The following is a 15,261-nucleotide window of genomic DNA, read 5'->3' on the forward strand; positions in this document are numbered from 1 at the left end:
AACAAGACATCTAAAATATTATAATGTTGCATAATGAATATGAAAATTATCCGAGATCTAAAGCATCTCTATTGGTTTTCCATCTACTTTATTATCACTAAAGTCCACACCTATTACACGTTCAAAAAGAAAGCGTTTCTTATTACTATGAAATGCCGGATACTCTTTATTTGTTTGAATTTTATTGCCTGTAAAAACAAGTCCATCCACAGACTTTGCATATAAAATAGGCTGATCGAAGGTATCAAACTGGTTATTCAGTATCCTTATCCCCGAGTGAAAATATTTCTTTTGATTGGTAAGATCGGGGATTTCTGGATAAATGGAGATTATGGCAGAGGTAAACTGGTACATACTGGTCAAGGCATTTACAAACTTATTATCGCGAATAGTAATGTCTCTGCACGATCCTGTTTCATACCAGCCATTACTATCGCCACATAGCAATATCGCACATCCGGAAGTATGGTCAAATAAGTTATTTGCTACAAGTGTAGGTTTTGGCGTACTGAACAGTGCACCTCTTGCTCTGTTGTTGCGAATGGTATTGCCCGTAAAAACAACTGACGGTGTCCATGATAAGTTTTCAATTCCAATATCCTGTTTGGAAGGATCAATTACAGGATCCAGCGCTTTGGTAAATTCAATTTTAAATTCCTTAATCGGATCAGTGCTATTGCGCAATATTGGCTTAATGGCCGCAATAGTATTCTTTGCATTCCATAGTTCCATGGTTTTAGACTGTATGAACTGCACTGTATCCTGTATGTTTCCCCAATCAAAACCATAAGATTGCTCATGCATGTAATTAGCAATTACCGTATGATCATCTAGTTTCTTTGTTATTTTAAGATAGGTTCCGTGGATATTAATTGCGTCGTCCATCATACCCTCGTACAAACCATTTTTAGAGATGATTTCTCCTTTGCATCCCGAAAAATGCGTTGCATCGGCCTGTGTAGTGAAATATCGCGGGTCATTTTTCCCTCTCAGGCAAACGCCAAAACCATCCATATAGATGTTTTCTGTAAGCTGTGCCAAAAGCCCCATTCCCTCTGCATAATGTACCTTTACATTTTCAAAACTGATATTTTTGCCTTTGTGAACAAAAATACCGGGTGCAGGGCGATGCCAGCTCCTCATGGCTATTACCGTTCCGGAAATCAGTTTCTTATTCTTCCAGTGGTACGCTTTGATTTTACCTGGCGAAACCTCACTTACACTCTTGGTACCTACTCTAATATCACCACTATTGAAAATAATATGTTTAGTGCCGTTTTCGAAGGCAATGCCTGATGTTGGCTGCATTTCCCATCCTTCTCCTGTGTTGTAAAAGGTGCTGTCTTTTAATTTATATTTCACCCATGGTGCAGTTTCAAATACAATATTGCCTGCTGTGGTATCATTTGAAATTATCTTTACCTGGGTAATCTGAGGCTTTTCGAAGTCTATACTCAGATCTTTTATTTTCACATTACTGCTTTCAATTAATGCCAAAGGAAGCATACGCCCATGAAACATCAGGTCGGTTCCTTTACCAATCAAGGTAATGTTGTTGAATTTTTCTATTTCTATACCTACTATTTTTGGGTTGTCCTGATCGTGATTCGAGATATAATATTCTCGCTTAATAGCACCTTCTGGATAAAAATCATACCTACCTTTTTCAAACTGAATAATCACCTTATCGAGATCCGAAGTTTTACTTTTGATCTCCTTAAGCAATGAAGTTAGCAGAGGTGTGGTATTTTTTCCAGAATTAGGTTTTATGCCATAAGCCGATAACTTGTATATTTTGACGTTACTTTGCGCCATTAATGAAAAGTTTAGAGCTGTGGTTAATAAAACCAATAAGATGATTTTTTTCAAGGTGTGTAGTTTATTTTAGTTTTACGAATCTCAAAACTATTAAAAATATTGGATTGGCGAGGGATTATCAATTTTAGCAACTACTRAACAAAAGGGATAACCATAAATTCGCGAATTAACGCAATATATTGACTTGATATACTGGCACTATGAGTTATCACGTATTATTCTATGACGTTAAAAAAAGTTAAACTTGATTGCAAAATATAGCAGTGAATCCTTAATTCTGTAAATTAGATCTATGATAAGAATTAAACGCTCTCTTTTCCCCATACTCCTGTTATGCAGCGCATTAACACAGGCGCAAAGCAAGTTTAACGGCAACTTTGAAGTGCTAGACAGCACAGGAAATCCGGAGGGTTGGAATCTTAGAATAAAAACCCAAAGCCCGTACATCGTAAAACTGGATAGTACAATTAAACTGCAAGGAAAATATGCCATTTCTATTACCGACAGTGCAGGTGCTGATTACGGGGGCATAAACTTTAAAATAAACAAAAGATTTAAGGGAAAACAATTAATGCTAGTTGGGAACCTAAAAACCCAAAACGTAACTGGTGGTTTTGCTGGGATCTGGATGCGCACAGATGGCATCAATGGAAAAAGTGTGGGCTACGAGAATTCAGAGAATCAGGCTTTAACAGGCACAAATGACTGGAAAGAGTTTATGATTCAGCTACCTTATGATGGTCGTGAAATAGTAGCCATAAACGTTGGTGCGGTACTGGCTGGCAAAGGCACGGTCTGGGTTGATAGCTTGCGCCTGTATCTGGACGAAAAGCCAATAGATGAAGCGCGGGAGCAACAAGCTAATATATATCAGGCATTAAAAGACACGGTACTAAATCAAAACTCTGGAATAGATGCCATTCCTTTAACCCCCTCAACTCAAAAAAACTTAAGCTTACTCGGGGAAGTATGGGGCTTTCTAAAATACCATCATCCGGCAGTAGCCAATGGTGATTATAACTGGGATGCAGAACTTTTCCGTGTATTGCCTGAGGTTCTTAGCTGCAGAACCGATATACAGGTATCGCAGGTGATGGAAAAATGGGTTGATAAATTAGGCAAAGTTCCGCCCTGCGCAGATTGCAAAACACAGCCTAGCCTTGCAACCATCGCCGTTAGACCTGATTACGGAAGCTTATTCAAGAATAAAATTTTTAGCAAAACGCTTTCTGCCAAACTGGATTACATTTTAAAGAACACAAACATCACAACGAATTATTATGTAGGTGGTCTGATTAATATAAGAAACAGTTCTTTTTTGCATGAAAACAAATACGCTGACAAGAAGTACCCTGATGCAGGTTTACGCTTATTGGCGCTTTATCGTTACTGGAGTATGATTCAATACTTTTGTCCAAACAGAGAACTAACTACTGAGAAGTGGAGCACTATCCTTCCTGCTTTTATCCCACAGGTAATTAAAGCTGATAATGAACATACCTATGTAAAGGCAATGGTTAAACTAATTGCAAGTATCCACGATTCGCATGCATTTATTGAAAGCGAAGTCCGTGAACAGGATCTGGGAAGATATAGATTGCCCTTTGATGCCGGATTTGTGGGGGATCAGCTTATAGTTACAAGTTCTCTCAAAGAAACCTTTGACCTTACTAAGAACCTAACCCGAGGCGATATTATAACTGCTATTAACGGAGAGGAAGTACAATCGTTAATTAATAAATACTTGCCTATCACCCCAGCTTCAAACCATGGAACTGCATTGAGAGATATGACTAGTGTTTACCTGAGAAGAGGTATCGATAGCACTTTTAACCTACAAATCATTAGAAACAATGTGCCCATGACTGTGGTTCAACAAGGCTTAGAAATAAGCAAGGTCAATGATGTTTACCTGCAATCTCATAAACCTGCATACCAATTAATAAATACCGGTATTGGTTACGTTTATTGTGGCGCTTATAAAAACACCATGCTAGACAGCATAAAAACAAAATTTAAAGATACAAAAGGGATTATTGTAGACATGCGTGGCTATCCGGTTGATGAAATGGAGCGTACCTTTGTTGCCTATTTCAAACCAGACTCGAGTATATTCGCAAAATTTACTGGCCGATCCATCAGCAATCCTGGTATGTTTACATATGAAGAATCTGCCAAAACCGGGATTAAAACAACAGATTATTATAAGGGAAAAGTGGTAGTGCTTGTTAATGAAAATTCACAGAGCAATTCAGAGTTTGTTACGATGGCTTTGCAAAGTGCTCCAAATACTACTGTTATAGGCAGCTCGTCTGCTGGTGCCGATGGCAACGTTACCCCTATTTCTTTACCGGGTGCTATTACAACCTGGTATTCTGGCCTGGGGGTGTATTATCCTGACGGCACTAATGCTCAACGTGTTGGAGTAAAAATTAACAAAGTAGTAAGACCAACCATCGATGGCATACTAACCGGAAAAGACGAGGTTTTGGAAGAGGCTAAAAAACTGATTTTGATAAATAAGTAGCTATATTAAGATTCTTTTAATTCCTTTATTCTAGCTTTTAAAAAGCCTTCTTTATTTTTTTTTATCTCTTTCAACAATGCTTTCCTTTCAGCAGGTAGGGTAAAATATTTTTCGGCCCATAGGTTAATTTCGATCATTATAGGCAATAGATCAATCCCTTTTTGTGTGAGCCTATATAAAACTTTTGCCTTGCTGTCGGGATGGTTTAGTTTGGCAACAATCCCATTTTCTTCGAGCATTTGTAATCGGGCGGCTAAAATATTGGTTGCTATTTTTTCGTCCGATTTTAAAAAATCGCCATATGTGCACTGTTTCGCAAACATAAGATCCCTAACGATCAGCAGCGACCATTTGTCTCCCCAGACATCAAGTGAACAGCTAATAGGGCAATCCGACCTCTTCTTTGTATCCATAATAAAAATATTTATAAAATCACTTGCATTTTGCAAGTTGAAATGTATATTTGCACTTGCAAAATGCAAGCAAATTTACGAATTAAATTTATATAAACAATGAAAACAACAGGAAATACAGTATTCATTAGTGGCGGAAGCGCCGGAATAGGATTAGCAATTGCTAAAAAATTAAATGCAACAGGCAACAAAGTCATCATTAACGGACGTAATGAAGAACGCCTTCAGAATGCACTAAGAGAATTAGGCGATGCTGTCGCTATCCAGGGCGATCTATCGGTAGAAGCTGACAGGGTCCGTATCGCGGCACACCTGAAAGAGCATCACCCAGATGTGAACATCATCATAAATAATGCCGGAGCAGCCTTTAGTTATCTTTTGAATGAAACCTCAAATGCACACGAGAAGGCTGTTATAGAAATGAATACAAATTACTTTAGTGTAATCCACTTTACGGAATTGCTACTGCCACACCTGCTGCAAAAAGCAGAATCAGCGGTTGTAAATGTTTCTTCGATAGCTGTTTATGGTAGTAATAAATTTATACCTACTTATGGYGCAACAAAAGCTGCATTGCACAGCTATACCGTTGCATTGAGGTACACCTACGAAGAACAAAAAAACGTCCAGATATACGAAGTATACCCTCCTTTGGTAAATACAGAATTTTCGGCGGAAATAGGCGGTGCAAATGGCATTCCTCCTGAAGAAGTTGCAGATGAATTCTTTATAGCACTGGAAAAAAATCAGTTTGATGTTCCCGTGGGCAACACAAAGGCTTATGCTTCAGCATTTCAGGAAGCATTAGAAAAACTAAAGGGCTAGATTTTTAAATCTAATAAGAATTATCATCAGGAAATCGAGACGATTTTCTCATGATAATTCTATTTTAAATGTGACTAAAATTAGTAGTTTACAGATAAGCCCAGGTTAATTGCTGTACCCCTGCCCTTGGAATAAAAACCAGGTTGCATAAACCATTGCGCCCTTGCTGGAAAATAATCCTGGTTAAACAGGTTTTCCACCCCTAAGGTAATCCGGGTGTTTTTATTAGCCCTGTAGCTGCCTGTAAAACTGAATAGGTTATATGCTTTAACTGCTCCTTCGTTACCATTGTAAACGCCTGAAGCATTTTTCTCGAAGCGGTTACGTGACGCTATTCCGGTATAATTAAGTGTTAAATCTAATATGGTCAACGGGCTATAAGTAACCGTTCCGGTAATCTTTGGTGCCGAAATTCGGCGGCCATTCATATACATGTCTGCACTGTCATCAAAGTTGCCATTGTTATCAATGTCGCGTTTACCTTCGGTGTAACTATAACTTGCACCCAATTCTAATGACGGCATCAATTTGTAATTGGCAGCGAGTTCAAATCCATATATTTCTTCTGGACTTCTTGCGGTATTAAACAATCCGGTAGCTGCATCGTATACGACTTCAATACCAAGTTTCGATGTACTTTTGTACACAGAAGCAAGAAAAGTCAGCTCCTGATAAGTACTTTGAAAACCAGCCTCATAATTATTCACCTTTACGGCATCGGTATTGATCTTATCAATGCTATTCACTTTAGCCTCACGCAATGCCAGACCAATATCCATCACTGAAAAGCCTTGAGAGAAACTAACAAAAGGACTGAACAATGCAAAACGGTTATATTTTAATGCAGCATTATACAAATAGGTGTTGTACTTTAATTTGCCACCAGTAACCTCAAAAGAAGGCGTTAATGTTCCCCCTGTTGCATTTGTAGTGCGCAATGTTTTGTAGTCGTCGACATTAATATTTACATGTTCCAGACGAATTCCCGTGGTAAATATCAAATCTTTTAATGCCGTTATACTTGCCTGTGCAAATGGAGCCAGGTTGGCCATATCCATTTCGGGTACCCAGGTCCTGCCATCAACTAAAGGTTGTGCAGTTTTATCCTTTAAAAAATCTGCACCATAAGCTAGTGTTGCCTTTAAGGCCGAGGTTTGTAATACAGGTGTTTCTAAAAATAAGCGGGCACCTTTTTTCTCATTTGTAGCAAGCGATTGTCCATCACCACCATCAAAACGACCTAAAGAGACGTAAAATACATCTTTGCGTTTTTCAAAGTAAGTATCAACATGCAGACTAGTGTTCAATAATATGCTGTCTATTTTATATGATAGATGGATATTATGGTTGTAATCGACCCCCGTTGGTATGCCTAGAGGTTTGCCTAAAACTCCTGTAGCCTTTTGACCCGTGGCAAGATTACCATTTACTAGTGTGAAATTGCTGTTCTGCAAACTGCTGTACAGATTGTAAACGAGTTGCAAACGTTGGTTTTTAGTTGGCTGGTAACCAACTTTGAAGAATGCATTGTAACTGTCAGTTTCGCCTAAACTATAGTTCGGACCAACCACATCACCTTTGGCATCTTTATATTCACCGGTTTGTTCATAAGTTCCACTAGCTACGTAATCCATTTTTCCAACCTTCCCGTAAAACATTTGATTGATGCGTCCACCTCCGGAGTTTTTTGGGTTGATCATCGATCCATTTAAGTTAACAGACGTTTTTCCTGCAAACTTTGCCGCAGTATCTGGAACAAGTGTAATGTAGTTGACTAATCCGCCGGCTGCTCCATTTCCATAAATTGCCGTTGCACCTTTTACAACTTCTATTCGCTGCAAAACTGCAGGGTCGATAGAACGTAGATCTACCTCTGCATTTCTTAAGGGTGAAGACTGGCTTACACCATCAATCATAACAAGCATTGGACGTCCTCGAAGATTTTGTCCTACATTATTTCCTGTTTGTGCTGTTGGCGCGAACCCCGGAACCTGATTGGCTAAAATGGTGCTTAGATCAGGGTTGATAATCATTTCTGATTCTAGCTTCTTTTTTGAAACAACACTTACTGAACCAGCTATGTTCCGTATATTTTCTGGTTTACGTGTCGCAGAGATGACAACATTTTCCAACGTATTGTTCTCTTGTTCCAATATCCAGTTTAAGGTTGTATCACGTTGTAAAGATCCTAATTCTATATTTAGGTTCTTATATCCTACAGCCTTTGTTTTTAATATTATCGGTTTCCCGGCTTTTACAAATAATGTAAAATGTCCCTTAGTATCGGTTTGTGTTTTTATCGATTTGTCTGCCTCGATGGTTACAAATGGAATCCCAGAATTTTTATCAGTAACCACGCCATTAATTTTAATATTCTGTCCATAGGTCAGAGAAAAGGAAAGCATTAAAAATGAGAGCAGCAAAAGTAAGTTTTTAATCATCGTATTTATTTTTTGCCGAAAGTAAGCAAAGTGCATTAATTATAATGAATCTAAATAAAAATACATGATATTACGCTTACTCTTGATCATGCAGATGATGATCTTGTTAAGGGCAGCTTATTGGTATGGGATGCAAAAGGTGTTCTGGTAAAGGAAACTAAATAAATGACCTGATTTTTAAGATTCTGTTAAGGGAGTAATTTAAATTGTCCCTTTAACAGAATCTAGAGGTTCCAGAAAACGTACCTAAAAAAGTTTTTCTTGCGGTGGTTTAACGCCTGCCAATCGAAGATATACAGTTGTTTGTCCTMTGTGATGTGCCTGATGCTCAAAAACTTTAGCCAGAGCCAATCTTTTGGTCATATCAAATTTTCCAAATAATTTGATGGGTGCATCGAGTTGCGCATCGGTCATCTTTTTTATGTTATCGATCACAAAATCATAGCTGGCCAGTACCAAATTGCTCACATTGGTTTTGGATTTATCACTGGTTTTTTCCAGCTCCCCCTGCCCAACCGGGCTCTTAGTACCTGTAACAGCCGAAACAAAACCATAATTGGCATCACCCAGGTGTAACACCTGTTCGGCAAAAGATCGCATTTCTGGAGTGGGCTTTAAAGCATAGCCACTTTCTGGCATTGCATCCAGATATTCCTTAGTATAAGCTTTTGACCTTTCCCATTCCTTTATCAGATCGGTTACTGTTACTTGCGCCTTTGCCATTTGGCTGCCTATGATTAAAAATAGTACCACGGCTAAACTTTTAAGTTTCATGTTTTTTAGATTTTAGGGTGAGTATTTAGACTTTTCCTTCTTATAAATTTACTGTTTTTCAAACAATTAAGCTAAGTTAAGTTCTTGTCCTTGATAGTGAAATCGGATGGTTTCATAGTTATCTAATTAATCTTTAATGATTAATCAAATTTACATGCAATGATGCTGCCTGGCATAGGTCAAAATAGACATTTTAGCGGGCTGATTTGGACGAGCAGAAAATAAAAATATAACTACCTATTGTTTCGTACGAAAAAATTCCTACATTAGATTTATGAAAGCAAATAACGAAACTGAAAACAACAAAATTGAACCTACTAAATCGGAACTTGAGATACTCCAGGTAGTATGGGAATATGGTCCGTCGTCAGTTAGATTTGTAAATGATAAACTAAATGAACGCAGGGAAATMAACTATACTTCTACTTTGAAGCTGATGCAAATCATGGCCGAAAAGAAAATCCTGAAAAGAGATGAAAGCGCGGTAAAACACATTTACCATGTTACAGAAAACGAAGAGAAAACAAAGCGTCACCTCTTGAAGAAATTTGTAGACGCAATGTATAATGGTTCTGCGAGTAAGCTGGTAGTACAACTACTAGGAAACGGAAGCACATCAAAAGAGGATGTGAAAGAGATTAGAGACCTGCTAAACAAAATTAATGAGGAATAACTAATTAATCATTTTCAATATGAAACATCAGCTGATACAAGCAATTTGCGATACTTTACTACAATCTCTGTGGTTAGGTTTGGTACTTTCTGTGGTTACTGGTTTAACTATCATTTTTACCCGTAAGTCGAGCGCCAGGTTAAGGTATAGATTACTGGCTGGATATCTTTTAATGTTTACTTTGGCCACAGGCTTGACCCTATTTTTCCATTTGACTGGTACCGAGGACATTAAGGACGTATATAATCAGACAATTGGCTCAAGTGAGAACAACATTCTTTTTTCCGGTTATCAATATTTGAATTCAAAATCGGAGATCATTGTGCTTATCTGGTTTTTAATGATTTGCATCAAATTTACCAGGCTTGGTGTAGGATTTTATAATCTGTATCGTTTGAAGCGCGAACAGCTGATACCAATAGGGAAATACTGGGAAGATAAGGTCAGCTATTTGTGTGAGGTGTTGCAGATTAAAAATAAAATAACTGTAGCTGAGTCTGGGATTGCAAAAATACCAATGGTTCTTGGTCATTTAAAACCGCTGATTTTACTTCCGGTTGGCTTGCTGACTAATTTATCCGTTGCCGAGGTGGAGGTAATTTTACTTCATGAGTTAAGTCATATTCGCCGTAGGGATTACCTGGTCAATGTATTGCAAAACTTTCTGGAGCTTATATTTTTCTTTAATCCGGCAGTTTTATGGATATCAACGCTGATTAAAGAAGAAAGGGAAAACTGCTGTGATGATATGGTAATAGCCACTAAACAGAATAAAACAGTTTATATAAATGCTTTGCTTTCTTGCCAGCAATACCAGGCAAATCAGCGATTTGCAATGATGCTTTCTGCAAACAGAAACAGTTTAGTTGGACGTGTGAGACGGATGGTTTCAAATGATAACCATACTTTGAGTGGCATAGAAAAAAGCTTACTGACTGTTTGTTTGATAACTGCTGTTGTGTTGACTGCAGCATTTTCGTCTGTAGGTTCACAAAGCGTAAGCAACACTCCTGATCACTTGCTTACTCTTGTGGCTAAAAATACAATTAAGCCACAGACCGACACATTAAAGCTTCGAAAAAAACTGACCACCAGGCCGCCAAAGAAGAGGGTTAAACTTAAAAGAAGTAATTCTTCGAAGCTGCCTGGAGCAAATGTTGTTCAGTCTGAAATGATTAAGATAAAATCTGATGAAGCGAAAGCGAGGTTTGAAGAAGACAGGAAGAGGTCTGAGGTGAATAAGAGAAGATCTGATGAAGCAAAAATAAGATCCGATGAAACAAGAGCGAGAGCTGATGAAGCAAGGGCGAGAGCTGATGAAGCGAAGATAAGATTGGACCAATCCAAAATAAGAATAGATGCAGCTAAAACAAGAGCCGAGGAGGTCAGGATTAGAGCTGAGGAGGTTGCGGAACGATCGTCTAAGTTACGTGTGAAAATAGAATCTTCCGGGCCTAAAGGAAGTCCTGGTCCAACTGGCCCAATTGGAGATTCGCCGAGATAAAACTTACAGAAAAGCAAAATACCTGAGACTAAACAAATAACAATTATTTACTGCAAAATTTAAAAATCACTAAAAAGTGAGAGGAAGCCTATTGCCTAAAATTTAGAAACTTTATGAAAAGAAACGTATTAACGATAGCTTTTGCGCTATTGTCGGTGACTCTATTTGCCCAAAAAAGCAGCCTTACCGGAGTGCTGATTGACAGTGCCAATCAAAAAATGACCATTAATTATGCTACAATTTCCGTTTTTAAGGGGCAGGACTCTGTTTTAACGACCTACAAACTGTCTGACGACAAAGGTGTGTTCAAGATTTCAAACCTGGAAGCTGGAACAAAGTATCGCCTGGTGGTAAATGCCTGGCAATATTTGGTTTTACGTAAAGAGGTTACGCTAACTACAGCAGGCACTAACTTAGATCTGGGGAATCTGCTAATGTCTGTGAAAACAAATGCTTTAAATGAGGTGGTTATCTATTCAGAACGCCCCCCTATCATTGTTCGAAAAGACACGATTGAGTTTAATGCCGGATCGTTTAAAACCCTTCCCACTGCTGTAGTAGATGATTTGCTGAAAAAACTTCCTGGTGTAACGGTTGCTGCAAATGGCAGTATACAGGTAAATGGTAAAGATGTTAGTAAGATATTGGTTGACGGAAAAGAGTTTTTTGGAGGGGACCAACAGATTGCGACCAAGAATCTCCCCGCAAATATCATAGACAAAGTTCAGGTTACTGACGATCAGGAGGCCAAAAGACAGGATCCGGATCTACTGGCCGGAAATGTGCCACAGGTAATCAATTTAAAGCTGAAGAAAGCCATCAAACAGGGCGCTTTTGGTAAACTTTATGCAGGTGGTGGTCTAAAAGAGTTATATGAAACTGGTGGCATTTTAAATTTTTTCAGAGATACGACACAACTAAGTCTGCTGGCTTATGGTAACAATGTGAACAAACCAGGTTTTAATGTTGGAGAGATTTCACGTATTGGTGGGTTTTCCAGAAGCGGCATTAGTTCTATGTATACCAATAGTGATGGAACTGCTTTTGTAAATGACATTTCATTTGGTGGCTCTTCTGCAGGAGTGCAGCGTTCAACCGGGGCTGGTGCAAATTTTAATACACTTACCAAAGGTGGGATAATAGTGAACGGTAAGTATTTCTTTGGGTCGATTGATAACTCCCTTGAACAGATCATTGATGCTAATCAAAATCTGGGTAATGAAAAGCTACACACCACAACCAATTCCAATCAGCGCAACAAGAATTATAACCACAACATTGGCGCCAAGGCTGAATGGCAAATTGATACGCTGACCAAGCTAATACTGGAGCCTTCTGTTGTTCTTCGCACTGTTCGCAACAATGGCTTTCAACAAACTGAGACCAGGGATGCTAGTAGCATTTTACTGAACAATGGGATAAATGATAGTAGATTGCGGGGAACAAATACAGAGTATTATTTTAACGGCAGTTTCTGGAAAGACTTTAAGAAACCTGGAAGAACTTTCTATGCTGCCATAGGCATCAGTGAAAGAGATAATCTCAATGATAATTTTAATATAGCGAAGAATGATTTCTATAATCCGCCTTCAAATAGTGTAACAGATCAGCTAAGAGATAACAACATCCGTAATTTTGGACTGAGCTTAAATGCCAACTATGCCGAACCGATTAGCAAAGCGTTTGCACTAAGTTTTGCTGTTGGCGGCAATTATCTTGACAATGAAAATGCCCTATTTACTTTTTATAAAAACCCACTAAATCAGGCGTATGATATTGCGGTTCCTACACTATCAGAAACAGTTACTCAAAATGGATATAAAAGCAATTCACGTGCAAGTTTGAGATGGAAGATTACAAAGGACTTTAACATCCAGCCAGGTTTTGTACTTAATACCATTGACCTGCAAAACAATTTCAATAGCGCAGCCTCATTTGAACAGCATTACCGCTTCGTTGCCCCTTCGCTGACGGTGAGATACAAGACCTTTAGTCTGGATTACTCCCCATCTTTCAGAGAACCAGATGTAAAATACATTCAGCCTGTAGCCAACAACTCTAATCCTTTGTTCATACAAGAAGGTAATCCTAACCTGAGACCTGCAAGAGCTCATCAAATTGGAACAAGGGTATCTAAATATGACACAAAACATTTGCTCAATTATTTCTATAATGGCTTCCTGACATTTCAGAAAGATGCAATTGTGATGTCCAGGGTAGTACGCGACAACGGTGTTCAGGTAAACACTCCTGTTAATGAAGACGGCATATGGCAGTTTAATGGCGGTGGGTCCGTAAGCAAGGAGATTAAAAATGGCAAGAACCAGTTTACATTTGGAGGTGGTTTTTGGCTAACCTATAATCACGATGTAGTACTGGTTAATTCAGTAAAAAGTTTCGCCAATAATATAGCTTTAACCCCAAGACTCAACACTCGACTTAATTTAAATGATAAGTTTGAGTTTGCCGAGACCTATAACCTGGGTATTAATAAAAGTTCTTATGACGATCCTTTTTATAGTGATCTGGATTTTCTGGTACATACAAGTGAAACTGAACTGGTTCTTCGTTTTCCAAAAAAAATGGTTTGGGAAACAACCTATAAGCTACAGTACAATACCCAAACCATAGCAGGGTTTAACAATAACATTCAAATTTGGAATGCCGGCCTTACTTTCTTATTCCTAAAGAACGACAAAGCTCAGTTGAAGTTTGCGGTGAATGATATTCTAAATACTAATACAAGGAGGTCTATTAACATCAGCGAGAACTATATCCGGGATATCAGCACGAATAATTTAGGCCGTCATGGCTTGCTAACTTTGACTTACAACATTCAGAATTTTGGCGGCAAGGTTGGTGGCAGAGATACCTTTTTTAGATTCTAATTTAATCAATCAATGCTTGCTTTTCAGGATCATTTAAATACTCAAACATTAAGTCAATTTGCCCGGCCAGCACCCTGTCTTCCGAAAGCTCCGGTAAATCATCTTGTTTGAAAAAGCCCATATCTAAAATATCAAATGCCTGGTTGTATTCTCCGCTTGTAATTTCACACTGAATAAAGATCTTGTATACGTAATCTAATTGAGGAGGATGTGGATGGCAGCGTTTATCCAACACAGCTAATAGCTTTATCGGTTTAACATTAAAGCCCGTTTCTTCTAAAGCTTCTTTTACAGCGGCTTCCGTTGGAGACTGTCCGATATCTGCCCATCCGCCTGGCAGAGACCATTTGCCATCTGCTTTCTCTTTGACCAGCAAAATCTCATTTTTGTGGTCAAAAATAACTGCCCGTATATCTACTTTGGGGGTGATATATTCCTTTGCTGCGCTAAAATAGCCAGCTAACTGATCTGATGGTAATCCGGTTGCCATGTTCATCATTTCTAAACTGATCTGCTCCAATTCCCGATACCGATCTGTATCATATTCATTGTTGGCATAAGTTAAACCCAAATGGGCAATAGACCTGAGGCGCTTGGCATAATTTAAAATCGTTGACGACATAATATTAAAGGAGTTTTATCCCGGCTTTCCGGTAAGGTTGTAATAATAAATCTTCGGGATCCAGATTGGTGATCATCAGGTCGATAACATCTGTTTTACATATTTCAATGGTCGATACTGCATTCAGCTTTTCTGTGGTAGGTACAACGATCAACTGGTCGCTCATTTCGCTAATCCGTGTTTTAACGTCCGCTTCTTCCAGTACAGGGTCCGTTACACCCTGATCGATATGCAGACTATGTACACCGAGTACGCTGATATCTGCGTGAAGGGTATTGTACTTTTTAAGCACATCGAAACCGGTAGAAACTTTCGACTTTTTGGAAGCTTTCCCTCCTGCAAAAATGAGTTCAATATTGGGAAAATCAAAGGTTAAATTGGCAATAGGATAGCTATGGGTAATGAGGGTTAATTCAATGTTCCGTGGCAAATAGCTGGCAATTAGAAAAGGTGTTGTACCACCATCGAAAACAACAACTTGCCCATCTTTAAACAGACGTGCTGCTTTTTGGGCTACAACCCKCTTTTCCCCATTTGCATACAGTTCTCTTTCCTGGTAAGTAACTGGTAATATGGCTCTTGGCTGTGCCCCACCTTTTACCCTGGTTATTAAGCCGGCATCGGCCATCTCGCGAATATCACGCCTTATAGTATCTTCTGAAGTTTGCAGTTTTGCTGCCAGTTCCTGATAGCTCACCTGATCGTTCAGACGCAACTGATCTAAGATATGTTGTTGGCGTTTTGATTTTGTCATTGCAAATTATTTGCATCTAAAG

Annotated in this window: 11 protein-coding genes; 5 read left to right on the plus strand and 6 right to left on the minus strand. The window is 38.7% G+C overall.

All coding sequences use genetic code 11. The features are described from left to right. Positions 1-57: 57 nt before the first annotated feature. Entirely contained in the window at positions 58-1,869 is a 1,812-nt protein-coding gene (locus tag AC1DDK_RS23465; protein ID WP_337718205.1) for an alpha-1,3-galactosidase-related protein, read from the minus strand. Positions 1,870-2,110: 241 nt separating this feature from the next. On the opposite strand from AC1DDK_RS23465, the gene AC1DDK_RS23470 reads away from it, so the two are divergent. Next, positions 2,111-4,345 carry a S41 family peptidase gene (locus AC1DDK_RS23470; protein WP_288883286.1) on the plus strand — a complete coding sequence of 745 codons (2,235 nt, stop codon included), beginning with the start codon at positions 2,111-2,113 and terminating at the stop codon, positions 4,343-4,345. A 5-nt stretch (positions 4,346-4,350) separates the two neighbouring features. Here the strand turns inward: AC1DDK_RS23470 and AC1DDK_RS23475 are convergent, their stop codons facing one another. Beyond that, on the minus strand, positions 4,351-4,758 hold the full coding sequence (locus AC1DDK_RS23475) for a winged helix-turn-helix transcriptional regulator (protein WP_288883284.1): 408 nt from the start codon (positions 4,756-4,758) through the stop codon (positions 4,351-4,353). Positions 4,759-4,857: 99 nt separating this feature from the next. Here AC1DDK_RS23475 and AC1DDK_RS23480 point away from each other — a divergent pair, with 99 nt between their 5' ends. After that, positions 4,858-5,583 carry an SDR family oxidoreductase gene (locus tag AC1DDK_RS23480; protein WP_172660261.1) on the plus strand — a complete coding sequence of 242 codons (726 nt, stop codon included), beginning with the start codon at positions 4,858-4,860 and terminating at the stop codon, positions 5,581-5,583. A gap of 80 nt (positions 5,584-5,663) precedes the next feature. On the opposite strand, the gene AC1DDK_RS23485 is transcribed toward AC1DDK_RS23480, so the two are convergent. Continuing rightward, positions 5,664-8,024, minus strand: coding sequence for a TonB-dependent receptor (locus AC1DDK_RS23485; protein WP_337718203.1), 2,361 nt, complete (start codon positions 8,022-8,024; stop codon positions 5,664-5,666). A gap of 246 nt (positions 8,025-8,270) precedes the next feature. Continuing rightward, the gene (locus AC1DDK_RS23490) at positions 8,271-8,798 is read right to left on the minus strand and encodes a DinB family protein (RefSeq protein WP_477634098.1); all 528 of its coding nucleotides are present in this window, start codon (positions 8,796-8,798) and stop codon (positions 8,271-8,273) included. A gap of 274 nt (positions 8,799-9,072) precedes the next feature. On the opposite strand from AC1DDK_RS23490, the gene AC1DDK_RS23495 reads away from it, so the two are divergent. The 3 genes from AC1DDK_RS23495 to AC1DDK_RS23505 all read left to right on the plus strand — a co-directional run bounded on the left by AC1DDK_RS23495 (position 9,073) and on the right by AC1DDK_RS23505 (position 13,863). Beyond that, on the plus strand, positions 9,073-9,471 hold the full coding sequence (locus tag AC1DDK_RS23495) for a BlaI/MecI/CopY family transcriptional regulator (protein WP_288883279.1): 399 nt from the start codon (positions 9,073-9,075) through the stop codon (positions 9,469-9,471). 19 nt (positions 9,472-9,490) lie between these two features. After that, a complete protein-coding gene (locus AC1DDK_RS23500; protein WP_337718201.1) occupies positions 9,491-10,975 on the plus strand; it encodes a M56 family metallopeptidase in 1,485 nt (494 codons plus the stop codon). A 113-nt stretch (positions 10,976-11,088) separates the two neighbouring features. Further along, a complete protein-coding gene (locus AC1DDK_RS23505; protein ID WP_337718199.1) occupies positions 11,089-13,863 on the plus strand; it encodes an outer membrane beta-barrel protein in 2,775 nt (924 codons plus the stop codon). 1 nt (position 13,864) lies between these two features. Here AC1DDK_RS23505 and AC1DDK_RS23510 read toward each other — a convergent pair whose 3' ends face one another. After that, positions 13,865-14,485, minus strand: a complete 621-nt coding sequence (locus AC1DDK_RS23510; protein ID WP_172660255.1) for an NUDIX hydrolase N-terminal domain-containing protein — start codon at positions 14,483-14,485, stop codon at positions 13,865-13,867. A 4-nt stretch (positions 14,486-14,489) separates the two neighbouring features. Continuing rightward, on the minus strand, positions 14,490-15,239 hold the full coding sequence (locus AC1DDK_RS23515) for a DeoR/GlpR family DNA-binding transcription regulator (protein ID WP_337718197.1): 750 nt from the start codon (positions 15,237-15,239) through the stop codon (positions 14,490-14,492). Positions 15,240-15,261 lie beyond the last annotated feature (22 nt).

The sequence above is a fragment of the Pedobacter sp. 05T44 genome, assembly GCF_056395985.1.